Annotated in this window: 16 protein-coding genes; 5 read left to right on the top strand and 11 right to left on the bottom strand. The window is 59.1% G+C overall.

What is annotated here, in order from left to right; genetic code table 11:
* Nucleotides 1–41: 41 nt before the first annotated feature.
* From AC3ISI_RS02385 to glnE, 8 genes are all read right to left on the bottom strand, one after another.
* The gene (locus AC3ISI_RS02385; RefSeq protein ID WP_489335310.1) at nt 42–1,493 is read right to left on the bottom strand and encodes a lipopolysaccharide kinase InaA family protein; all 1,452 of its coding nucleotides are present in this window, start codon (nt 1,491–1,493) and stop codon (nt 42–44) included.
* The gene (locus tag AC3ISI_RS02380; RefSeq protein ID WP_489335308.1) at nt 1,493–2,245 is read right to left on the bottom strand and encodes a lipopolysaccharide kinase InaA family protein; all 753 of its coding nucleotides are present in this window, start codon (nt 2,243–2,245) and stop codon (nt 1,493–1,495) included. The genes AC3ISI_RS02385 and AC3ISI_RS02380 overlap by 1 nt, the downstream gene beginning before the upstream one ends.
* Nucleotides 2,242–2,976 carry a lipopolysaccharide kinase InaA family protein gene (locus tag AC3ISI_RS02375; protein WP_489335307.1) on the bottom strand — a complete coding sequence of 245 codons (735 nt, stop codon included), beginning with the start codon at nt 2,974–2,976 and terminating at the stop codon, nt 2,242–2,244. The genes AC3ISI_RS02380 and AC3ISI_RS02375 overlap by 4 nt, the downstream gene beginning before the upstream one ends.
* Nucleotides 2,976–3,782 carry a lipopolysaccharide core heptose(I) kinase RfaP gene (gene rfaP, locus AC3ISI_RS02370; RefSeq protein ID WP_489335306.1) on the bottom strand — a complete coding sequence of 269 codons (807 nt, stop codon included), beginning with the start codon at nt 3,780–3,782 and terminating at the stop codon, nt 2,976–2,978. Before rfaP ends, AC3ISI_RS02375 begins: the two co-directional genes overlap by 1 nt.
* Entirely contained in the window at nt 3,782–4,903 is a 1,122-nt protein-coding gene (locus AC3ISI_RS02365; RefSeq protein WP_489335305.1) for a glycosyltransferase family 4 protein, read from the bottom strand. Before AC3ISI_RS02365 ends, rfaP begins: the two co-directional genes overlap by 1 nt.
* Entirely contained in the window at nt 4,903–5,964 is a 1,062-nt protein-coding gene (gene waaC / locus AC3ISI_RS02360) for a lipopolysaccharide heptosyltransferase I (RefSeq protein WP_489335304.1), read from the bottom strand. Before waaC ends, AC3ISI_RS02365 begins: the two co-directional genes overlap by 1 nt.
* A 1-nt stretch (nt 5,965) precedes the next feature.
* Nucleotides 5,966–7,000 carry a lipopolysaccharide heptosyltransferase II gene (gene waaF / locus AC3ISI_RS02355; protein WP_489335303.1) on the bottom strand — a complete coding sequence of 345 codons (1,035 nt, stop codon included), beginning with the start codon at nt 6,998–7,000 and terminating at the stop codon, nt 5,966–5,968.
* 176 nt (nt 7,001–7,176) lie between these two features.
* Complete coding sequence (gene glnE / locus AC3ISI_RS02350; RefSeq protein WP_489335302.1) at nt 7,177–10,116, bottom strand: bifunctional [glutamate--ammonia ligase]-adenylyl-L-tyrosine phosphorylase/[glutamate--ammonia-ligase] adenylyltransferase; 2,940 nt, start codon at nt 10,114–10,116, stop codon at nt 7,177–7,179.
* A 383-nt stretch (nt 10,117–10,499) separates the two neighbouring features.
* Between glnE and aceE the strand changes: the two genes are divergently transcribed.
* The 5 genes from aceE to msrA all read left to right on the top strand — a co-directional run bounded on the left by aceE (nt 10,500) and on the right by msrA (nt 20,419).
* Entirely contained in the window at nt 10,500–13,145 is a 2,646-nt protein-coding gene (aceE, locus tag AC3ISI_RS02345) for a pyruvate dehydrogenase (acetyl-transferring), homodimeric type (RefSeq protein ID WP_489335301.1), read from the top strand.
* Nucleotides 13,146–13,156: 11 nt separating this feature from the next.
* On the top strand, nt 13,157–15,097 hold the full coding sequence (aceF, locus tag AC3ISI_RS02340) for a dihydrolipoyllysine-residue acetyltransferase (RefSeq protein ID WP_489335300.1): 1,941 nt from the start codon (nt 13,157–13,159) through the stop codon (nt 15,095–15,097).
* Nucleotides 15,098–15,367: 270 nt separating this feature from the next.
* Nucleotides 15,368–16,762 (top strand): alkaline phosphatase D family protein, encoded by a 1,395-nt coding sequence (locus AC3ISI_RS02335; protein WP_489335299.1) that lies wholly within the window; start codon nt 15,368–15,370, stop codon nt 16,760–16,762.
* Between the two features lie 192 nt (nt 16,763–16,954).
* A complete protein-coding gene (locus tag AC3ISI_RS02330) occupies nt 16,955–19,642 on the top strand; it encodes a putative bifunctional diguanylate cyclase/phosphodiesterase (RefSeq protein ID WP_489335298.1) in 2,688 nt (895 codons plus the stop codon).
* Between the two features lie 129 nt (nt 19,643–19,771).
* Complete coding sequence (gene msrA / locus AC3ISI_RS02325; protein WP_489335297.1) at nt 19,772–20,419, top strand: peptide-methionine (S)-S-oxide reductase MsrA; 648 nt, start codon at nt 19,772–19,774, stop codon at nt 20,417–20,419.
* Between the two features lie 121 nt (nt 20,420–20,540).
* Here the strand turns inward: msrA and AC3ISI_RS02320 are convergent, their stop codons facing one another.
* The 3 genes from AC3ISI_RS02320 to AC3ISI_RS02310 all read right to left on the bottom strand — a co-directional run bounded on the left by AC3ISI_RS02320 (nt 20,541) and on the right by AC3ISI_RS02310 (nt 22,875).
* Complete coding sequence (locus AC3ISI_RS02320; RefSeq protein WP_489335296.1) at nt 20,541–21,380, bottom strand: 23S rRNA (adenine(2030)-N(6))-methyltransferase RlmJ; 840 nt, start codon at nt 21,378–21,380, stop codon at nt 20,541–20,543.
* Nucleotides 21,381–21,609: 229 nt separating this feature from the next.
* On the bottom strand, nt 21,610–21,933 hold the full coding sequence (locus tag AC3ISI_RS02315; protein ID WP_489335294.1) for a hypothetical protein: 324 nt from the start codon (nt 21,931–21,933) through the stop codon (nt 21,610–21,612).
* 525 nt (nt 21,934–22,458) lie between these two features.
* Nucleotides 22,459–22,875: a hypothetical protein gene (locus AC3ISI_RS02310; protein ID WP_059181756.1), complete on the bottom strand. Its 417-nt coding sequence runs from the start codon at nt 22,873–22,875 to the stop codon at nt 22,459–22,461.
* Nucleotide 22,876 lies beyond the last annotated feature (1 nt).

Genomic DNA, 22,876 nt, shown 5'->3' with positions numbered 1-22,876 from the left:
TAACCTCGGATGACTGCTCGCGAAAGGACCGAAGGTCCCATTCAGGCAGCGCCGGAGATTCCCTTGGGAAGGCGCTGATCAATGACCCGATAAAGCGCACTACTTTCAGGCCAGTTACGCATGAACCGCGCCCGATCCCGCGCATAGGCCGGGGCAAAGCTGCTCAGCGAGGCGTGCTGACACATCGAATCCAGATCAATCAACGCCCAGCGATCGGCCTGCCAGAACAGGTTGTGGCCCTTGAAATCACCATGACTGATGCGCTCGCCAATCAACTCGGCAAACAAATGATCCAGCGCCAGCAACTCCGCCTCAGGAGCGTCGCCGCTTTCTACGTAAGGCGCGAAACGTTCGATGATATCTGGCCCTGGCAAATACTCGGTCACCAGATAAGCCCGTCTGCGCAGCCAGAGAAAGCGCTTCTCCAGCAAGGCCAGCGGCTTCGGGGTGGCAATGCCGAGGAACGCCAGGCGATTGCCTTCATGCCACGAGTGCCAGGCACGGCTCGGGCGCCAGAAGCGCTTGAGCCAATGGGCAAAACCTTTGATGTTGTAGCGCTTGATCACCAGCGTCCGACCGTCAACCTCAACCTTTCCAACACTCGCGGCGCCGCCGGTCTTGTAAAGATGACTTTGATCGAGCAACGCGTCGGCCTGCTCCAGTACCGGCAACATTGCCGCTTCTTCCTCGCGACGAATCGCGCGCAAGGCAAACGCTCCGCGCTGGACGCTGAATAGCGTGCATTCGCGGCCGACCTTGATCAGGAAGTCCTTCAAGCGCCAGGCGCGCACTTTGTCGATCTGCTTCTGCAAGGCCTCCATCGGCAGGGCATGTTCGCCATTGCTCAACAGGTAATACACCAGCAACTCTTCGGTGAACGGCTCCAGCGTCTTGGGCAGCTGCGCAAAAAACACGCCGAGGTTTTCCAGGACTTTGTTTCGTGACAGCGGCTGTCCCGGCGTTTCAACACAGACGCCACCGCCATCGATCAGGTACAACCGACCACGCTGGCGCAAGAGGTTGTCCAAATGCAGGTCTTCCTGCCAGAGCCCCTTGCGATGCATTTGACCGATAGCGCCCAACGCCTCGGCCAGCACGGCGCCTTGCATATCCGCCAGCACTGGCAAGTGTTCGACTTTTTTCCAGGTATCCCCCAGGCTCTCGGCGTTTTCGAGGAAATCGAACAACAGCCAGCCGCCCTCGCCTTCCTTCAGACCATCGGCCAGTAATTGCGGCGTTGTCAGGCCTTGATCGGCAAGCAAGCGCACACCGTCGAGTTCACGCTTGAAATGCCGGGCGGCTTTGCTGCCGACCAACAATTTGGCCAACACCGGGCGGCCGCGCCAGACACCGGCACCGACGTAGCGCTGCCCCGGCAAGACCCGCAGCAAACTCAGCAGCTGCAATTCGGCCGGGCCGGCAGCATCGGCCAGCGAAATGCTCATCGGCAGGCTCGGGCTGCGGCCGGCGCCTTTCAGTTCGGACAAGCGCATCAACGCTTCTCCTTGTGACTGCGCCGCGCGGTCAGACGCGAAACCCAACTATCCACCAGCGAACTGTTCTGCGGCTGATCGACATAGACTGCCAACATCTCGCGCAATTGCGCTTCGGTCCACTCGGGCGCGCGACGCAGTAACGGTTCCAGGTCCTTGACCCGGTCACGTTGACCGAACAGGAGCGGTCGAGTCTTTTCCAGGTCGATCAACTGAGCCTGATAACCGTCGCCCGTGGCTTGCAGAAAAATATGCTTGGGGTAGAAACAGCCATGAACCTGACGCACGCCGTGCAGCTGTCGCGCCAGAACGCCACAGGCTTTGAGAATGGACGAGTGTTGCGTTTCGGTCAGGCTCGACCAGCGCTGCAACAGCGAATCGAGGTCATCCCAACCGTCCAGCGCGCGGGTCAGCAGTACCGCGCGGACTTCACCGTTGACTTTGCGCTCACCAAAAAACACCGCTTGCAGCGCCGGTATGCCCAGCTTTTGATAGCGGCTGATGTTGCGAAACTCACGGGCAAAACTCGGTTCACCGAAGGGCGCATGAAAGGTACGCGTCAGGTAGTTGCTCTGGCGCTTGAGGTAGTAACCACGACCTTCCAGATCCAGTCGAAACACGCTGCTCCAGCCACCGCCGACGGTGTTGGGCTCATCCACGGCGTCGAGCTGTTTGGCCCAGAGCGCATCGAACGTGCCGAGGCCATGGCGCTCAAGCAGCGCACGGTCTTCAGCGGCCAGGAAATCAGTCATTCGCGTCCCTCGAAAAATCTCACCACGTGCCGGATCCGTTTCTTGTCGGCGGCATTTAGCCGGTCACGCTGACGGTATTGAAGATAAAAGCGCAGGCGCTGGGTGGCCGACAGGTGGTATTTGGCCACTTTGTCGAGGCAGGCCAGGTCTTTGGTTATCCGGTATTTAAGCCAGAAGCCATGCCAGAAATCACCATTGGGGCAATCGATCAGGAACAGCCGGGCTTGATCGTCGATCAGCAGATTGCGCCACTTCAAATCGTTATGTGTGAAACGGTGGTCGTGCATGGTCCGGGTATAACCGGCCAACTGCCGACTGACCGAGTCGACCCAGGCACGGTCCGACAATTTGGGGTCGTGCCGCTCAGCGAGGGCCGACAGGTCTTCCGTGCTCGGCAGTTCGCGCGTGATCATCGCCCCACGATTGTAGGCCGCGCCACGCCGCTCCAGCCCCCAGGCCACCACTTCGGCGGTGGGAATGCCCCACTTGGCGAAGCGTTTGAGGTTCTGCCATTCGGCCTTCACCCGAGGTTTGCCCAGGTAACGGCGCAGGCCTTTGCCGGCGCCGATGTAGCGTTTGACGTAGTAATTAACGCCATTGCGATTGACGCGAATGACCTCGGATAACAGATCTCGGGTCAGCCGCTCCCCCTGCAACGCAAACACCGCATCAAGACTGCCGAAATCTTCTGCCAGATCGCTATAAGCGGGCTCCAGTTTCCAACCCGCCATCAGAGTGCATCCCCATATCGCTGTTTACGGTCATAAAGCTTATTGGCCTTGCCCTCAAGCCAGGTGAGCAGCGACGCTTCTTCAGCCAGAATCTGGCGCAGCGACTGCTGGAAATAACCCTTGAGGAAGCGCAATTTGTCGCGCTGGGTCAGGCCAATGTCCAGGGCCGAAAAGTACAGGGCCGCCAGATCTTTGTTGCGCCAGCGTTGAGTGATTGCCGGGCGGGTCTGCGCACGATGCAGGTCGATCACCGAGAGTTTGAAATCGTCCGCCGTTACCGGTTTGTCGGTGTGCAGCAGGAAATGACAAATGTAGCAGTCGCGATGGTTGACCCCGGCGCGGTGCATCATGCCGGTCATGCGCGCGACTTCGGCGATCAGCGCCCGCTTGAGCTTGGGCTCGGGCGGATTTTTGATCCAGTCGATGCTGAAGTCTTCGAGGCTGACGGTTGGCGCCAGCTCTTCGGTGACGATGAATGAGTGCTGATCCGCCGGATTGCTGCCCTTCTCGCCATAAGCGACGGCGGTCATGGTCGGCACACCAACTTCTTGCAGGCGCTGAATGGCCTTCCATTCCTGACCTGCGCCGAGGACCGGCAGCTTGGCCGTCAGCAGGTTTTTGAAGATCTCGCCCCAGCCGATGCCCCGGTGAATCTTCACGAAAAAACCATTGCCGTTCACTTCAGTGCGCAAGGTCCGGCGCGCTTCCAGTTCACGGTAAACCTCGCCTTCGAGGCCTTCGACTTCGGTGAACGCATCGCGTCCGGCCCAAAGGCTCTTGAACGGTTCAGCCAGCATCAACTTCATTAAGCGTGCTCCGCCAGAATCACATCGGCCGCGTGCTGCGGCATGCTGTAGAGGTCGGCCGTCTCGGCGAAGGCCAGACCGTTGCGGCTCCAGGCCGCCCGTGCTTGAGCGTCGTTCAACATACCGGTCAGGTACTGGGTCAGTTGGGCCTGATCGAACGGCTCGTCCAACACTAGCCCCGCGTCGGCCTCGACGATGTAATGGGCATAACCGCACACCGCACTGACCAACACCGGCAGCCCCGCCACCAAGGCTTCGAGCAGCACGGTCCCGGTATTTTCGTTATACGCCGGGTGGATCAACAGATCGGCACCGAGCAGGAAACGCGGGATATCGCTGCGGCCCTTGAGGAACGTCACGTTGTCGCCGAGCCCCAAGGTGGCGCTCTGCATCTGGAATAATTTGGGGTCATCCTGGCCAATTACAAACAGCCGGGTGCGTTTCTTCAGATCAGCGGGCAATGCGGCCAGCGCCTTGAGGCTGCGATCCACACCTTTGGTCTTGAACCCGGAACCGATTTGCACCAGCAGCAACTCATCGTCTTTCAGGTTGAATTCGCCCCGGAATCCGGCACGAATTTCGGCAGCATTGGCCGGCGCGCGACGGTCCTGAGAGATGCCCGGTGGCAGCAAATGAAAACGCTCCAGCGGCGTGTCGTAATGCTTGATGAACAGCGGCTGCTGCACTTCGGAAATCATCAGCACTTCGGTCTTGGCGTCCTTGGCGAACACGGCACGCTCGTATTCGGCGAAGTGCCGGTAGCGGCCCCAACGGCGGTACAGAGAATGACGCAGGTTTTGCGCCTTGTCTTCGAAGCAGCCGTCGGCGGCGTAGTAAACGTCCAGGCCCGGCATCTTGTTGAAACCAATCAGGCGATCCACGGGGCGCTTGGCCAGATCCGCTTCCATCCACTCGCTAAGCTTTTCATTGCGCCGATGGTTGAAGAACGCCTTGACGGGCGCCACCAGCACTTCGAAACCCGGCGGAACGTCGCCTTCCCAGATCAGCGTGTAGACACGAATTTGATGGCCGCGCTGCTGGCATTCCAGGGCGATACGCATGAAGTCGCGTTGCAAGCCCCCGAACGGAAAGTATTTGTACAAAACGAATGCCAATTGCATCAGCGCAGCTCCTCAGCCAGTAACAACGTGCTCAGTCGGGTCGCGACACGCTCGGGATTCAGACGCGTGAAGCACAGGGGCCACTCGCGTTTCAGGTCAAACTGACGGGCATCCTGGTCCGTCGGTTGGTAAGTGCATTTTTTTTGCAGGCACGGTGCGCAGGGGAAGTCGCTGGCGATGTGAATCTGCGCCTTGCCGTAGGCGCCGGTCAGGCCCGGATTGGTCGGGCCGAACAGCGACAGGGTCGGTACATCGAGCGCGGCGGCCAGATGACCGAGGCCCGTGTCCACCGCCACACAAGCCTGTGCGCCGGCCAATACCTTGCCAACACCGGCCAGGTTCAGCTTTGGCAACACTTCGACGTGGCGGAAACCGGCGGCGATGCGCTCGGCCCGGGCTTTCTCGATTGGATTGCCCCACGGCAGCTTCACAGCAACGCCCAGATAACCGACGCGCTCGGCCAGCTCACGCCAGTAGGCTTCCGGCCAGTGTTTGGTGTCCCACGTGGTGCCATGCAGGAACAACACGTAAGGATTCTTGCGCGGCAGCTCCACCAGTCGCTCGACGCTCAGGCCGTAATCGCCCAAGCCTTTGGGCAAGTCGTAGCCCAAGGCCAGGGCGAACAATTGACGCACTCGCTCCACTGCGTGTTGCCCACGGCCCACTGCCAGGCGACGGGAGTAGAAGCGTGTAGCCATCGGCTCACGTGCCGAATCCTTGTCCAGCCCCGCAACCGGCGCCTTGACGTAGCGCGTCAGCCAGGCACTTTTCAGCAAGCCTTGGGCGTCGATCACCAGATCATATTTTTCAGCGCGAACGCTTTGTTTGAAGCGCTTCCACTCACCACTCTTGATGGTTTGCCAGAGGTTCTTGCGCCAGCGGCGGATCGCCACCGGGATCACCTTGGCCACAGCCGGGTGCCAGGTCGGGATCTCGGCAAAGCCTTCTTCCACCACCCAGTCGAATTTGATGCCGGGAATCGCCCGTGCCGCGTCGGTCAGTGCCGGCAGCGCGTGAATCACGTCGCCCAGCGAGGAAGTCTTGATCAGCAGAACCCGCAAACTATTTGACCTCGACCACAGTGCCTAGCAACCGCTGCAAGGCTTCGTTCACGGCTTGCGGCATGAGCTGGCGCAAGCAGTTGTAATGTCCGAAACGGCACGTGCGATCGAAGCACGGGCTGCATTCGATGCCCAGGCGCACGATTTCGACGTGTTCGGCCAACGGCGGAGTAAAGCCCGGTGACGTCGAGCCGTAGACCGCCACCAACGGGCGGTTCAACGCCGCGGCGACATGCATCAGGCCGGAGTCGTTGGACACCACCGCGTCGGCGCAGGACATCAGATCTATAGCTTCGGCCAGCGAGGTGCCGCCACTGAGGTTGACCGCCTCTTCACGCAGACCGGGAATCAGCCTAGCGCGGATCTCTTCGCCCACAGCGTGATCGTTTTTCGAGCCGAACAACCAGACTTGCCAGCCTTCGCGAATCTTCGCTTCGGCGACCTTGGCGTAATGCTCGGACGGCCAGCGCTTGGCCTCGCCAAACTCGGCGCCTGGGCACAGGACCAGCACCGGGCGGTCGAGGGCGAGTTCGAATTTGGCCAGCGTCGCTTCGCGGGTGACCGGGTCGATCTGCAAGCTCGGACGTGGATAAGGGGTCGGCAGTTCGGCGCCGGGCTCATAGGCCAGGGCCATGAAGCGCTCAATCATCAGCGGATAACGTTCTTTATCCAGCGTGCGCACGTCATTAAGCAGGCCGTAGCGGAACTCGCCACGCCAGCCAGTGCGCTTAGGGATGCCGGCGAAGAACGGCACCAGCGCCGACTTCAGCGAATTGGGCAGCAGAATCGCCTGGTCGTACTGGCCGGCGAGGGATTTGCCGATGCGCCGACGGGTCGCCAGCTCCAAGGCACCGTGGCCGAGCGGAAAGCTCAAGGCCTGCCGAACTTCGGGCATGCGCTCCAGGATCGGCCGGCTCCACTCAGGGGCCAGGACGTCGATTTCGCATTGCGGGTGGCGCTGCTTGAGACACTGAAACAGTGTCTGCGCCATCACCATGTCACCGACCCAACTGGGCCCAACGATCAGAATTTTCATGTGGTTTCCAAAAACGAACCGGGGAGGCATACGCCTCCCCGCCTCGAGAATTCTACAAAACACTGCAGATCTACTGTGGGAGCGGCGTGACAGTCAGCATACAGGCTGGATGTGACGGCCTCATCGCGAGCAGGCTCGCTCCCACATTGGGTATTGGGTGTTACTACTATCCTGTTTCAGCTTAGCCCCAGCTCACGCCAGATTCGCATGACCTGTCGCCGCTCATCCGCGAACTGGTCGCCCGGTATCACCCCGGCGTCCTTCTGCAAGGCCTGCCGGTGAGCGGCGGCGCGGTAGGCCTTATAGGCCTCGCGCAACAGGCTGGCGTCTTCGGCGGGCATCAGCCCGGCCTGTTCCAGCTCTTCCAGAATGCGGAAATTGTCAGACCAACGCTGCAATGACGGGCACGTTCCGGACCACGCCAAGGCCGCGTATTGCACCATAAATTCAATATCGACGATACCTCCGGCGTCCTGCTTGAGATCAAACGGCGCCGTGGCTTCGAAGGCATTTGCCCCGGTCCCGGCCGCCGTACTCTTAGTGCCAAGGTTATCGCGCATCTTCGCGCGCATCTCACTGACCTCCTGGCGCAGGGTCGCCAGGTCTCGCTTCTTGCCCAGTATCGCCGCGCGGACCTGCTCGAATGTCCGGCCGACATCCTCGCTGCCCACCAGCACCCGCGCCCGTACCAACGCTTGATGCTCCCAGGTCCAGGCCTCCGTCTCCTGATAACGGGCAAATGCACCGAGCGAACTCACCAGCAACCCCGATGCGCCCGAAGGCCGCAAGCGCATGTCCACTTCGTACAGCTGACCGGAGTTGGTCTGCGCCGTGAGCAAGTGAATGATCCGCTGCCCGAGCCGGGTGAAAAATTGCGCACCATCAATCGGTTTCGGCCCGTCCGTTTCTGCCAGTGGATCGCCATCGTGGATAAACACCAGATCCAGGTCCGAAACATGCCCGAGTTCCAGCCCACCGACTTTCCCATAACCGACAATGATGAAGCCGGGATCGCACAACTTACCGTCAGTGCGTAACGGCGTGCCGTACTTGGCTACAGTCTGGCGCCAGGCCAGGGCCAACACTTGTTCAAGAATCGCTTCGGCGAGCCAGGTCAGGTAATCGCTGACTTTCATCAGCGGCAGGCTGCCGGCAATTTCCGAGGCTGCGACCCGCAAGCGGTGCGCCAGCTTGAAATGACGCAGGGCTTCCATTTGTTGTTCGAGGTCGTCCTCGGGAATCCGCATCAGACGTTCGCGTAATTCGGCGGTCAGTTCCGGCGCCAAGGGCGGCTTGAACAACCGGCCTTCGTTGAGCAATTCATCCAGCAGCAGCGGGAAACGGGTGATCTGCTCGGCGATCCACGGGCTCGCGGCGCACAAGGTCAATAAACGTCGCAGCGCGCCGGGGTTTTCGGTCAGCAACACCAGATACGCGGATCGACGGGCCACGGCTTCAACCAGCGGCAGCACGCGCTCCAGCACCAGATCCGGATTGGCATGCTCGACGGCCTGTGCCAGCAAGCGCGGAATAAAGGCATCAAGGCGCTCACGCCCCAAACGCTGCATCGCCCGAAGTTGGGGACTGCCGCGCAGGCCGGCCAAAGCTTTCAGGGCCTTGGTAGCCTCCTTGAAACCAGCCTCTTCCAACTGACGGCAAGCCGCGTCTTCGTCTTGAGCGTCTTCCCACAGCGGCAACCATTCCCCGCCCACCACCACTTCGCTTTCAGTGCCTTCTTCTTCGTCGGGATCGGCGATGACCTGAGCGAAGTGCCAGGCCACGCGGCCACGCCAATACATCAGCCGCTCATGAAAAGCGTCCCAGTCGGCAAACCCCAACATAAAGGCGATGCGCGCCTGATCTTCTGCGCCATCTGGCAACATCTGGGTCTGACGATCGGCAATCGCCTGGATCGCGTGTTCGGTGTAACGCAGGAATTCGTAGCCTTCGCGCAACTCGCTGATCACCGCCGGCGGAAGATAACCTTGCCCTTCCAGCGTGTTCAGTACTTTTAATAAAGGGCGTTGTTGCAGGCTCAAGTCGCGACCGCCGTGGATCAGCTGAAAGGCCTGGGCGATGAACTCGACCTCACGAATGCCGCCGGAACCGAGCTTGATGTTGTCGGCCATGCCTTTGCGCCGCACTTCCTGCTGGATCAGTTGCTTCATGGTGCGCAGCGCTTCGATAGCCGAGAAGTCCAGGTAACGCCGGTAAACGAACGGGCGCAGCATGTCCTGCAATTGCGCGCCGGTCACTTGATCGCCGGCCACCACCCGCGACTTGATCATCGCGTAGCGTTCCCAGTCGCGACCTTGATCCTGGTAATACTGCTCCAGCGCATTGAAGCTCAAGACCAATGCACCGGCCGAACCGTATGGCCGCAAACGCATGTCGACGCGGAACACGAAGCCGTCGACGGTCATCGGATCCAGCGCCTTGATCAGGCGTTGGCCCAGACGGATGAAGAATTCCTGGTTATCCAGCGAGCGCTTCACGCCGACGGTTTCGCCGCCCTCGGGGTAAGCAAAGATCAGGTCGATGTCCGACGAAAGATTGAGCTCCACGGCGCCGAGCTTGCCCATGCCGAGGATGACCATTTGCTGCGGCTCGCCACTGCGCCGGCCGGTCGGTACGCCAAACTGCTGGCAATGACGCGAGTACAACCACTGATAGGCCTGATCGATGCTCGCATCGGCCATGTCCGAGAGGTCGCGACAGGTCTGGACCAGGTCGGCCTGACGGGTCAGGTCGCGCCAGATGATCCGCACCTGATGCCGGGTGCGCTGGCGACGCAAGACGCGGCCGAGTTCGTCTTCCGTTTCCGCTGCATTTACTGCCGCCGCAATCTGCCCGCACAACTCGCCGGCGGCGAAACTGCGGTCCAGTTCACCGGACTGCACCAGCGCCAGCAACATCAAAGGGTCACGCACACTTTGTTCAGTCACGAAGTCGCTGGACGCAGTGACGCGGGCAAATTGTGCCCAGCGTTCAGGTGTCCAGGCCGACAGGCCATGATCGTCTTCAAGTGCCGCAACGGCGGTTCGGAACGCCTGCTCGGCGCGGGTGACAAACGGCAGGAGAATGCCGGGCAGTTCAGCAAGCGAAGGGAGGCTCATGGTCTATCCTTGATCGGCGTGGAGACGCCTGCATGTAGTGAATTTTCATATTGCACTACGTGGAGGACTGTCGAACAAAAGTTAGAAATAGCTGAAAATTCTTTATTTTTGGCAGCGAACATCAAGCTTTCACCTTTTGTGGTTGGTAAAAGACCAACCTTAACGATTATTCTCACAACGCAGCCGGAGGCCACAAGCCATTCATCTGTAGTTTTACTACTCGTATATACATTCGAAAGGCTGAAATGCCCGAAGATTTGTAGTAAAACTACACGCCGCCGGAACAACCTCTCGGCAATCCAAGAATTTATATCGTCTGCCCACAAGGCCAGTCGCAAACTCAGGCAACCGATTCTGGAAGCCTTTCCGCCCTGGAGCAAGCCATGCAAGACCTCGATCCCGTCGAAACCCAGGAATGGCTGGACGCCCTGGAATCGGTTCTCGACAAAGAAGGCGAAGACCGCGCTCACTATCTGATGACCCGTATGGGCGAATTGGCGACCCGCAGCGGCTCGCAATTGCCTTACGCCATCACCACGCCATACCGCAACACCATTCCCGTTACCCACGAAGCACGCATGCCTGGCGACCTGTTCATGGAACGCCGCATTCGCTCGTTGGTACGCTGGAACGCGATGGCCATGGTGATGCGTACGAACCTGAAAGATTCTGACTTGGGCGGTCACATCTCCAGCTTCGCCTCCAGCGCAACCCTGTATGACATCGGCTTCAACTATTTCTTCCAGGCCCCGACCGACGAACATGGCGGCGACCTGATCTACTTCCAGGGCCACACCTCGCCAGGCGTTTACGCCCGTGCATTCATGGAAGGCCGCATCACCGAAGACCAGATGAACAACTTCCGCCAGGAAGTCGACGGTCACGGCTTGTCGTCCTACCCGCACCCTTGGCTGATGCCTGACTTCTGGCAGTTCCCGACCGTATCCATGGGACTGGGCCCGATCCAGGCGATCTACCAGGCACGTTTCATGAAGTACCTGGAAGCCCGCGGCTTCATCCCTGAAGGCAAGCAAAAAGTCTGGTGTTTCCTGGGCGACGGCGAGTGTGACGAGCCGGAATCCCTGGGCGCGATCTCGCTGGCTGGCCGCGAGAAGCTCGACAACCTGATCTTCGTCATCAACTGCAACCTGCAGCGCCTCGACGGCCCGGTTCGCGGCAACGGCAAGATCATCCAGGAACTCGAAGGCGTGTTCCGTGGTGCTCAGTGGAACGTGACCAAAGTCATCTGGGGCCGTTTCTGGGACCCACTGCTGGCCAAAGACGTCGACGGCATCCTGCAACGTCGCATGGACGAAGTCATCGATGGCGAGTACCAGAACTACAAAGCCAAAGACGGCGCGTTCGTGCGTGAACACTTCTTCAACTCGCCAGAACTCAAGGCGATGGTTGCTGATCTGTCCGACGACGAGATCTGGAAACTCAACCGTGGCGGCCACGACCCGTACAAGGTCTACGCGGCGTACCACGAAGCGGTCAACCATAAAGAACAACCGACTGTCATCCTGGCCAAGACCATCAAGGGTTATGGCACCGGTGCCGGCGAAGCGAAGAACACCGCGCACAACACCAAGAAGGTTGATGTTGAAAGCCTGAAGCTATTCCGCGATCGCTTCGACATCCCGGTCAAGGACGAAGAGCTGGAAAACCTGCCGTTCTTCAAGCCAGAGCCAAACAGCGCCGAAGCCCGCTACCTGAGCGAGCGCCGCACTGCACTGGGCGGTTTCGTGCCACAGCGCCGCGCGAAGAGCATCAGCGTGCCAACGCCGCCACTCGATACTCTCAAGGCCATCCTTGATGGCTCGGGCGACCGTGAGATTTCCACCACCATGGCTTTCGTGCGGATCCTCGCGCAACTGGTCAAGGACAAGGAAATCGGCTCGCGCATCGTTCCGATCATCCCGGACGAAGCCCGTACCTTCGGTATGGAAGGCATGTTCCGTCAGTTGGGCATCTACTCCTCCGTCGGCCAGCTCTACGAGCCAGTCGATAAAGACCAGGTGATGTTCTACCGCGAAGACAAGAAAGGTCAGATTCTCGAAGAAGGCATCAACGAAGCAGGCGCCATGAGCTCCTTCATCGCCGCCGGTACTTCGTACTCCAGCCACAACCAGCCAATGCTGCCGTTCTATATCTTCTACTCGATGTTCGGCTTCCAGCGTATCGGCGACCTCGCCTGGGCCGCTGGCGACAGCCGTACCCGTGGCTTCCTGATCGGCGGCACCGCCGGGCGGACCACGCTGAACGGCGAAGGCCTGCAACACGAAGATGGTCACAGCCACATCCTGGCCGGCACCATCCCGAACTGCCGCACCTTTGATCCAACCTACGGCTACGAGCTGGCGGTGATCATCCAGGACGGCATGAAGAAGATGACCGAAGAGCAGCAGGACGTTTTCTACTACATCACCGTGATGAACGAGTCTTACCAGCAGCCTGCCATGCCGGCCGGCGTGGAAGAAGGCATCATCAAGGGTATGTACCTGCTCGAAGAAGACACCCGCGAAGCGGCGCACCACGTTCAGCTGATGGGCTCCGGCACCATCCTGCGTGAAGTCCGTGAAGCGGCGAAGATTCTGCGTGAAGAGTTCAACGTCGGCGCTGACGTCTGGAGCGTTACCAGCTTCAACGAACTGCGTCGCGATGGCCTGGCCGTCGAACGCACCAACCGTCTGCACCCGGGCCAGAAGCCTAAACTGAGCTTCGTCGAAGAGTGCCTGAACGGCCGTAAAGGTCCGGTCATTGCCTCTACCGACTACATGAAGTTGTTCGCCGAGCAAATTCGTCAGTGGGTCCCGTCCAAGGAATTCAAAGTCCTGGGCACCGACGGTTTCGGCCGCAGCGACAGCCGCAAGAAACTGCGTCATTTCTTCGAAGTTGACCGTCATTTCGTGGTGTTGGCAGCCCTGGAAGCACTGGCTGACCGTGGTGACATCGAACCTAAGGTCGTGGCTGAAGCCATCACCAAGTTCGGTATCAACCCGGAAAAACTCAACCCACTGGACTGCTGAGGAGAGATTCTGTGAGCGAACTCATTCGCGTACCTGACATCGGCAGCGGTGAAGGTGAAGTAATTGAACTGTTTGTGAAGGTCGGCGACCGTATCGAAGCCGACCAGAGCATCCTGACACTGGAGTCGGACAAGGCGAGCATGGAAATTCCTGCGCCTAAAGCCGGCATCGTCAAAAGCCTGAAAGTAAAGCTGGGCGATCGCTTGAAAGAAGGCGACGAACTGCTGGAGCTGGAAGTCGAGGGTGCCGCTGCTGCGGCTCCGGTAGCTGCCGCTGCGCCAGCTGCAAAAGCTGAAGCGAAACCGGCTGCCGCGCCAGCCGCTGCACCTGCTGCCGCTTCGGTTCAGAAAGTGCACGTGCCGGACATCGGTTCGGCGGGCAAGGCCCAGATCATCGAGATCCAGGTCAAGGTCGGCGACACCGTCGAGGCTGATCAATCCTTGATCACCCTGGAATCCGACAAGGCCAGCATGGAAATCCCTTCGCCCGCCGCTGGCGTGGTCAAGGCCATCAGCGTCAAGCTCAACGACGAAGTCGGTACCGGCGATCTGATTCTGGATCTGGAAGTGGCAGGTGCAGCTGCACCGGCTGCCGCCCCGGCCCAGGCGGCTGCTCCGGCACCCGCCGCTGCGCCTGCTCCTGCAGCAGCTCCGGCTGCTCCAGTGGCCGACAGCGTTCAGGACATCCACGTTCCGGACATCGGTTCGTCGGGCAAGGCCAAGATCATCGAAGTTCTGGTCAAGGCTGGCGACACCGTCGTAGCCGACCAGTCGCTGATCACCCTGGAATCCGACAAGGCCAGCATGGAAATCCCGTCGCCTGCCGCTGGTGTGGTGGAAAGCGTTTCCATCAAGCTGGATGACGAAGTCGGTACTGGCGACCTGATCCTCAAGCTGAAAGTCAAAGGCGCGGCCCCTGCTGCTGCCCCGGCGACCGTCGCTGCTGCTCCAAGTGCTCCGGCTCAAGCCGCTGCTGCACCTGCCGCAGTCGCACCTGCTGCCGCCCCGGTTGCTGCTCCAGCCAAGCCTGGCGCCAAAGTTCACGCCGGCCCAGCCGTGCGTCAACTGGCTCGCGAGTTCGGCGTTGAACTGAACGCCGTCGGCGCCAGTGGCCCGCACGGTCGCATTCTCAAAGAAGACGTGCAGGTTTACGTCAAAGCGATGATGCAGAAAGCCAAGGAAGCACCGGCCGCTGCTGCCGGCGCAACCGGCGGCGCGGGCATCCCGCCGATTCCTGTTGTCGACTTCAGCCGCTTTGGTGAAACCGAAGAAGTGCCGATGACTCGCCTGATGCAAATCGGCGCGTCGAGCCTGCATCGCAGCTGGCTGAACATTCCACACGTGACTCAGTTCGATTCGGCTGATATCACCGAGCTGGAAGCGTTCCGTATTGCTCAGAAAGCCGTTGCAGAGAAGGCTGGCGTCAAGCTGACCATCCTGCCGCTGCTGCTCAAGTCCTGCGCGCACTTGCTCAAGGAACTGCCGGACTTCAACAGTTCGCTGGCACCCAGCGGCAAAGCGATCATCCGCAAGAAGTACGTGAACATCGGCTTCGCCGTCGACACCCCTGAAGGCCTGCTGGTACCCGTCATCAAGAACGTCGACCAGAAGAGCCTGCTGCAACTGGCAGCCGAAGCCGCTGCGCTGGCCGCCAAAGCCCGCGACAAAAAGCTCACCGCTGACGACATGCAAGGCGCCTGCTTCACCATTTCCAGTCTCGGCCACATTGGCGGCACCGGCTTCACGCCGATCGTCAACGCGCCGGAAGTGGCGATCCTCGGTGTTTCCAAGGCAACCATCCAGCCAGTCTGGGACGGCAAAGCCTTCCAGCCGAAACTGATGCTGCCGCTGTCGCTGTCCTACGATCACCGTGTGATTAACGGCGCCGCTGCTGCGCGCTTCACCCAGCGTCTGAGCAGCCTGCTGGCGGACATCCGCACCATCCTGCTGTAACACCGGCCGGCCCTCCCTCAACGGAGGGCCGTTCGCGTTCCACGTTTTCCGAGCGCCACGCTCGTACCTCAACCCCGCCAATTTGGCGGGGCTTTTTTTGCCTTGGATAAAGCTTCTTCCTACGTTCGTGGCTGACATCGGCCACAACGCAAGTCCACTTCCTCCCGATATTTTTTGCGAGCCAATAACTACGCTTAGTCCGACTGATATTTAATAAACCCACATCAGTCATTTCTGCTTAGTTAGCATTTACTTCGAATGGATTCGAACATGTTCAAACCGACTGTCGGCCCGATTATTGGCCACACTACAACTAATCACGCGCGCATCTTTCTGCGCGGCGAACGTCAAGACAATGCTTTGGTATTTGCAGGCATTCGTTATCGGCGCCTGGGTGAAGAGCGCTGGTCCCGAAGCGCGTTTGTAAAACTGACGATCTTGCGCGACATGTCCGATGTGATTGCGCTTAATGAACTGTCCAGCGACACCGAGTACGAATACCAGGCCGGCTGGTTCAGCCCGATGAGCCCGGTGCATACCGTGGAGACGGTGCTGGAGCTACCGCTGCAATGGCCCCGGGAGATTTACCGGTTCCGCACCCGCTCCAGCAAGGCCGCCACGCCACGGGCGTACATAGTCGGTTCGTGCCGCTACCTGCGCATGACGGCAGGCATTGCGTCGGCACCGCAATGGGGTGACCGTATTTTTGGCTCGATCTCCGATCTGGCGCAGCAGGCGGACCCGCCTGTCAGCGCGATGCTGATGACCGGTGACCAAATCTATGTCGACGACCTGAATTTCATCGCTCCCGACCGGGAATACAAGGAAATACTCAGTAAGTATCGCGCAGCTTTTTCCCAGCCGAACATCACAAAGTTAATGTCAAACCTGTCGACTTACATGATCCTCGACGACCATGAAATAGAAGACAACTGGCCAGCCAATGAAAGCAAGGGCGATGTTTATTTATACAAAAACGCCATCGCAGCTTATGAGCTATATCAAGCCAGCCACAGTCCGGCGCATGAACTTTTAGCCAATGGGAAAATAAACAGAAAACTTGAACAGTATTGGTATCAGTTCGCCGAAGGCGATATTGAATGGTTTGTCACCGACAGCCGCACTCGACGCAACCTGTCGGCCGATGATCGCCGTATCCTCGATGAAGAGCAGGAACAGGCACTGCTCAATTGGCTGATCCACAGCCAGGCAAGAGTCAAATTCGTGGTCACCAGCGTGATGTTCTACCCCGACCGCAAACTCCATGGCGATGACGCCTGGAAAGCCTTTCCGGAACAACGCCTACGGTTGCTGGAAACGATTCGTACGCAGCGCATCAAGAACGTTGTCTTCGTTTCCGGCGACGTCCACGGCTCCCTGACCAGCCGCCTGACCCACAGCGAAGACCCGGACTTCGAGGTGCATACCATCGTTTCCTCGCCGCTGTGCAACAGCAAACTGCTGCCGTATGCCAAGGCCTCAACATTCACCCTGGATCAGGTGCTGGTGCAAACGACTGCGGGGGAGTATCGGCATGAGCTGACCTGCAACGTGGTCAGCCAAGACAATTTCGCCCACCTGATCGTTGACGGCGAGCAGATTCAGGTCGATTACCACGACCGCGACGGCATTCGATTACAAACGGTCAACATCCCGCTGCACTAAGGTGATGAAGGCCAAATGCATTGGTTTTTAGCCGGAGCTGGAGAAAACTTCACGCCTGCCGACATATTCTTATAGCACTTGGCCTTCATGTCTCTTGTCAGTCGGACCCGCAATGATGCAACCTTGCCGCAGACAACAGTTAAGAGGGCGAGAGCCCGGCGCGATCAGCACATTCGAAGCGAGTTTCCCTCAATGAAAAGCCAACCCGATGCCGCCAGCCGTATGGTGGCCGAGGTAGTGACGCAGTTGCCTGTGCCCTCGCGGCTCGGCATGCTGCGTTTCGAACGGCTGAATGAACCGAGCTGGGCGCTACTGTTTCTGGATCCAAATTGCGAACGTCACTTCGGAATGCCGGCCGTAGACCTGTGCGCGCTGGTCGACTCTCCCTATGCCAGCCTGATGGAGCCCGAAGCGCGCTATCAGCTGCATGACGCGGTCCAGCAGCAACTTGCCGACAGTCCGAACTACAAGATTCGCTACACCCTGCACACCGCTTCCGGCGCCTTGAACCTGCTGGAACTGGGCGAAGCCTATAAACAGCACAATCGGCACCTGTTGCGCGGCTATCTGCTGGTGGTCGACGACCTGCTCGAAGGCAATCAGCTATTGCCCGACCTGGAATCCCAGAACTCGCGCCTGCAAATCGCCCTGGAACTCAATCAGCTTGCGCAGCAGGTACAACTGCAGCATCTGGAACGGGTGCGCGCCCAGCAGGACCTGATCCTGTTGCTGACTCGCCAGCGCTACAGCAGCAACAATTCCCTGCAAGAAGCCGCCGAACTGATCACCCGTAGCGCCTGCGATATCTATGAAATTGACTGCGCCAGCCTGTGGAACCTCGAAGGTTCGATGCTGGTGCCGATTTCGGCCTATCACCGCGCCTGCGGGGAATACCGGCTGCCGGAGCCGATCGACGTCAGCAGCTTCCCTGATTACCTCGATGCCTTGCACAGCAGCCGCGCCATCGACGCCCACAACGCCATGCGTGACCCGCGCACCCGGCACATGGCCGAGAGCCTGCGCCCACGCGATGTGAACGCAATGCTCGACGCCAGCATCCGCGTCGACGGTCAAGTGGTCGGCGTGCTGTGCCTGGAACAGACCGGTGCGACCCGCGCCTGGCAGTCGGACGAAATCGCCTTTGCCGGCGAACTGGCGGATCAGTTCGCCCAAGTCATCAACAACCACAACCGCCGCACCGCCACCAGCGCCCTGCACCTGTTCCAGCGTGCGGTCGAGCAAAGCGCCAATGCCTTTTTGCTGGTCAATTGCGACGGCGTGGTGGAATACGTCAACCCGAGCTTCACCGCGATCACCCAGTACAGCACCGAAGAAGTCCACGGCCAGCGGCTGTCGGAACTGCCGGCGCTGGAGAACCTCAGCGAACTGCTGTTCGACGCGCCCTCGGCGCTGGCCAAGAGCAACAGCTGGCAGGGCGAGTTCAAGAGTCGACGCAAAAACCTCGAACCGTACTGGGGGCAGCTGTCGATCTCCAAGGTGTACGGCGATAACCGCGAATTGACGCATTACATCGGCATTTACGAAGACATTACCCAGACCAAACTCGCCCAGCAGCGTATCGAGCGCCTGGCCTACACCGATAACCTGACCAACCTCGGCAACCGCCCGGCGTTCATCCGCAACCTCGACGAGCGCTTCGCCCGAGACACAGACACCCCGATCATCCTGCTGTTGGTGGACATCGACAATTTCAAGCGGATCAACGACAGCCTCGGTCACCAGACCGGCGACAAACTGCTGATCAGCCTGGCCCGTCGCCTGCGCAACAGCCTGAGCCCGAGCGGCAGCCTGGCGCGCTTCGCCAGTAACGAATTCGCCGTGCTGCTAGACAACACGGACCTGCGTACCGGCCAACAGGTCGCCCATCAGTTATTGATGACCCTCGACAAGCCGATGTTCGTCGACAACCAATTGATCAGCGTCACCGGCTCCGTGGGCCTGGCCTGCGCGCCGCTGCACGGTCGCGACCCGCAAACCCTCATGCGCAACGCCGGCCTGGCGCTGCACAAGGCCAAGGCCAACGGCAAGCATCAGGTCCAGGTGTTCACCGAAGCGCTGAATGCCGAGGCCAGCTACAAACTGTTCGTCGAGAACAACCTGCGCCGCGCCCTGACCCAGAATGAGTTGGACGTGTTCTATCAGCCTAAGCTCTGCCTGCGCAGCGGCCGCCTGCTGGGCATGGAAGCGCTGCTGCGCTGGAACCATCCCGACAAAGGCATGATCCGCCCGGACCAGTTCATCAGCGTCGCCGAAGAAACCGGCTTGATCATCCCCATTGGCAAATGGATCGCCCGCCAGGCCTGCCGCATGAGCAAAGCGTTGAGCGCCGCCGGCCTTGGCGATCTTCAAGTCGCGATCAACCTGTCGCCCAAGCAGTTCTCCGACCCGGACCTGGTGTCGTCCATCGCCAACATCCTCAAGGAAGAAGCGCTCCCGGCCCACTTGCTGGAACTCGAGCTCACCGAAGGCCTGCTGCTGGAAGCCACCGAAGACACCCACTTGCAGCTTGACCAACTCAAGCGCCTTGGCCTGACCCTGGCCATGGATGACTTCGGCACCGGTTATTCGTCGCTCAGTTACCTGAAAAAATTCCCGATCGACATCATCAAGATCGATCGCAGCTTCATCCACGAAATCCCCGACAATCAGGACGACATGGAGATTACCTCCGCGGTAATCGCCATGGCCCACAATCTGAAACTCAAGGTCGTGGCTGAAGGCATAGAGACCGCCGAACAACTGGCGTTCCTGCGTCGCCACCGCTGCGACGTCGGTCAAGGCTACCTGTTCGACCGGCCGATTCCCGGCGCCGAGCTGATCGAAAAGCTCAAGCGCTATCCACGCGGTCCCTTCGCCTGAAAACTTTTCTGTAAAAACACAGCCCTGTGGGAGCTGGCTCACTCCTACAGGGGTAGTGCGTAACTGAAAGGGTTTGGGCACACTGGCGGTCTGATTCCCTACATCCCAACCTGACTGAGAGGACTGATCATGGTCTTGCGCTCGGAAATCCTGGTGAACAAAAACGTGCTTCCAACCAAAGAACAAGCTCTGCCTGGCCGCGAAACCCATATGTCCCTGCCGGAAAAACACTTCGTCCACGACTCCCCACTGCTGGGCCCGTTCGTCACCAATGTCGACTTTGCAATCTTCGGTCTGGGTTGCTTCTGGGGTGCGGAACGCCGCTTCTGGCAGCGTGAAGGCGTAGTCAGCACAGTGGTGGGTTACGCCGGCGGTTTCACGCCGAACCCGACCTATGAAGAAGTCTGCTCAGGCCTGACCGGCCACAGCGAAGTAGTGCTCGTGGTCTACGAGCCGGAAAAAGTCAGCTACGACGAGCTGCTGAAGATGTTCTGGGAACTGCACAACCCGACTCAGGGCATGCGCCAGGGCAACGACATTGGCACCCAGTACCGCTCGGTGATCTATGCGACCAACCCGGAGCAATTGGCAGCCGCCAAGCACAGCAAGGACGTGTTCCAGGCTGAATTGACCAAGGCCGGCAAAGGCGAAATCACCACTGAAATTGACGAAGCGCCGACGGTCTATTTCGCCGAGGCGTATCACCAGCAATACCTGGCGAAGAACCCTGAAGGCTATTGCGGGATTGGCGGCACAGGCGTGACCTGCCCGATCTGATTTTTCGGGCCCAAAAAGCATCGCGGGCAAGCCCGCTCCCACAGGTTTTGCACAATCCTGTGGGAGCGGGCTTGCCCGCGAATGCGTCCTCACAGACGCCATCAATGCATCTGACTAAAAATCAACTCTCGGCAATCAACCAATCCATCTGCCACCCACCCTGGGTCTGCCCCAACTTCGTGGACAACCACGGCAGCAACTCACGCAATTCCTCTTCCAGCCCCCACGGCGGATTCGCAATCGCCAACCCGGACCCGTTCAGACTGTTCGGCGTATCCAGCGGATGCACCAGCAACTCCACGCGCAACAACTTCGGCGCGCCCGAGCCCGCCAGATCCTGATAAAAACGGCGCAACATGCGCTGGTCCTTCACCGGGTACCAGATCGCCGCCACGGTTTGACGCATCCGGCCAACCGCTTCTTTCAGCGACGCCGCACAGCGCTGCATTTCATCGAGCTGTTCAAACGGCGGATCAATCAACATCACCGCCCGTTTCTCCTGCACCGGCAACATCGCGCGCGGCACATGCCAGCCTTCGCCCAGATGCACCTTGACCCGGCGGTCGCCGGCCATATTGTCCTTGAGCAGCAAACCGTCTTCAGGGTGCTTCTCGTTGAGCATCACCCGATCCTGCGGCCGCGTCAGACGCCGCGCCAGCTCCGGCGACCCCGGGTAATAGCGCAATTGGCCATCCGGGTTCATGTCGTGCAGCACCTTCATGTAATCGGCGGTCAGCGCCGGCAGGTCCGGCTGATCCCACAGACGCGCAATACCTTCCAGGTACTCACCAGTACGGTTGGCCTGATCGCCCTGAAGGTCATACAGGCCAATGCCGGCGTGAGTGTCGAGATAGGCAAACGGCTGCTCCTTGCGCGACATCAGGGCGATGAGGCGGGTCAAAGTCAGGTGTTTGAACACATCGGCGTGATTGCCGGCATGGAAGGCGTGACGATAATTCATGATTGCTCCTGCGAAGGCCGGGGAGTTTACCTTGTACCGAGGCGGACGTCAGGGCCTCGCAGCCGAGCGGGCAGTTGCGTTGCGATGATCGTTCCCACGCTCCGCGTGGGAATGCCTCAAGGGATGCTCCGCGTTCCAGCCACGTCCCGTGTCGAGCCAGGCACCGATGTGACGCAGAGCGTCACGGGCTGCATTCCCACGCAGAGCGTGGGAACGATCATGTCCGACGCTATTCCGCCGGCATTGCGCGCAACCGCCGCCCGATCACATCCAGCACGTCACAGCCATCGCGCAACGGGATGGCGCACAACAAAGCGAAATCACTGAGGATGAACGACTCACATTCGAGTGAACCGCGCATGGACATGTTTTCCAGCACCTGCGTAACAGCGCGAATTCGATAGTTGGCCGCGTCATACAAAACATCGAGCGGCGCGTGAGTATCGACGAACAACGTGGGCATGTCGGTGCAATTGCTGGTGAGCGCCATGAAGCGGCTTTTGGGGTGGGGAATGGGTTTTACGTAGGGTGGATCGGGTGTCAACGTCGTCATTATTTGATAGGCCTTTAGCTATTAACTCAAAAAGCTACCAACGGCCTTCCTACGGGCTTTGGGTGGCAGCCGTGTGCGGGAGTAGGAAACTGAGGGCCATCAAACTCAGCCACGTCGAAACGTGTCCCGCACACAGCCGCCGCGAACGATGTTACGGGCACGTTTTAAGTGCCGCAACAAACGACAGTACTGATGCGCGAATGACCTTCAAGGGTTCCTACACCCTGCCACCACTTGCGCGGTGACAGCCAAAGACTATCCCTGCAACCCATTGCCCACCAGTTCACGAAAACCGACACAACTTGAAGGAAACTTCCGAAGACTTCGCCCGGAAATTTCGCCAGGCCCTACACCCGATCAATCCAGCTCCGTCATCAAGTGCTCCAACAACTCGGCTTTCGGCCCTGACCAAAAAGGGGACGGATTTATTTGTTGCTCTTATTAATACAAACAACAACTTCGAAGCTGGTAGCAAAAATAAATCCGCCCCCTTTGTTGGCACGTTATACTCTCAGACATTATAACTTACCAACTAGATTGATCTTCGAGACTAGCTTTTTGAAGATCACTCTTCCACTCCTCACTAGCCAACTTATAAATATTCTCAAAAAAACCTCGATGATCGTCTATCTCCGTTTCATCCCAAGCCATAGACGTATTTGTCTCGTAATCGCTTTCAAACTGTGTAGAAAAATCAAAATTCAACTGTGCTAAAGCATCCTCAAGGATTTTAAACATCAAAAAACGATGCCTATATGGTAAATGCTCGAGACGAGTCAAGATGAACTCTCTAATGATTTTCTCTCTATCACTACTATCATTTGGGTTATATACCCGCAATGCCTCACCTAGTGTTTCCTCACGATCAAAAACAGAGACGCCTCCCAGCCAGTACAATAGCGTTGGCTCAAAAGGAAGGTCATACATAGGCCACTTCAACATT

Source organism: Pseudomonas sp. GL_139_B, from assembly GCF_057834475.1.
The sequence above is the reverse complement of the archived record's forward strand: the minus strand, read 5'-3'. Positions and strand labels throughout refer to the sequence as shown.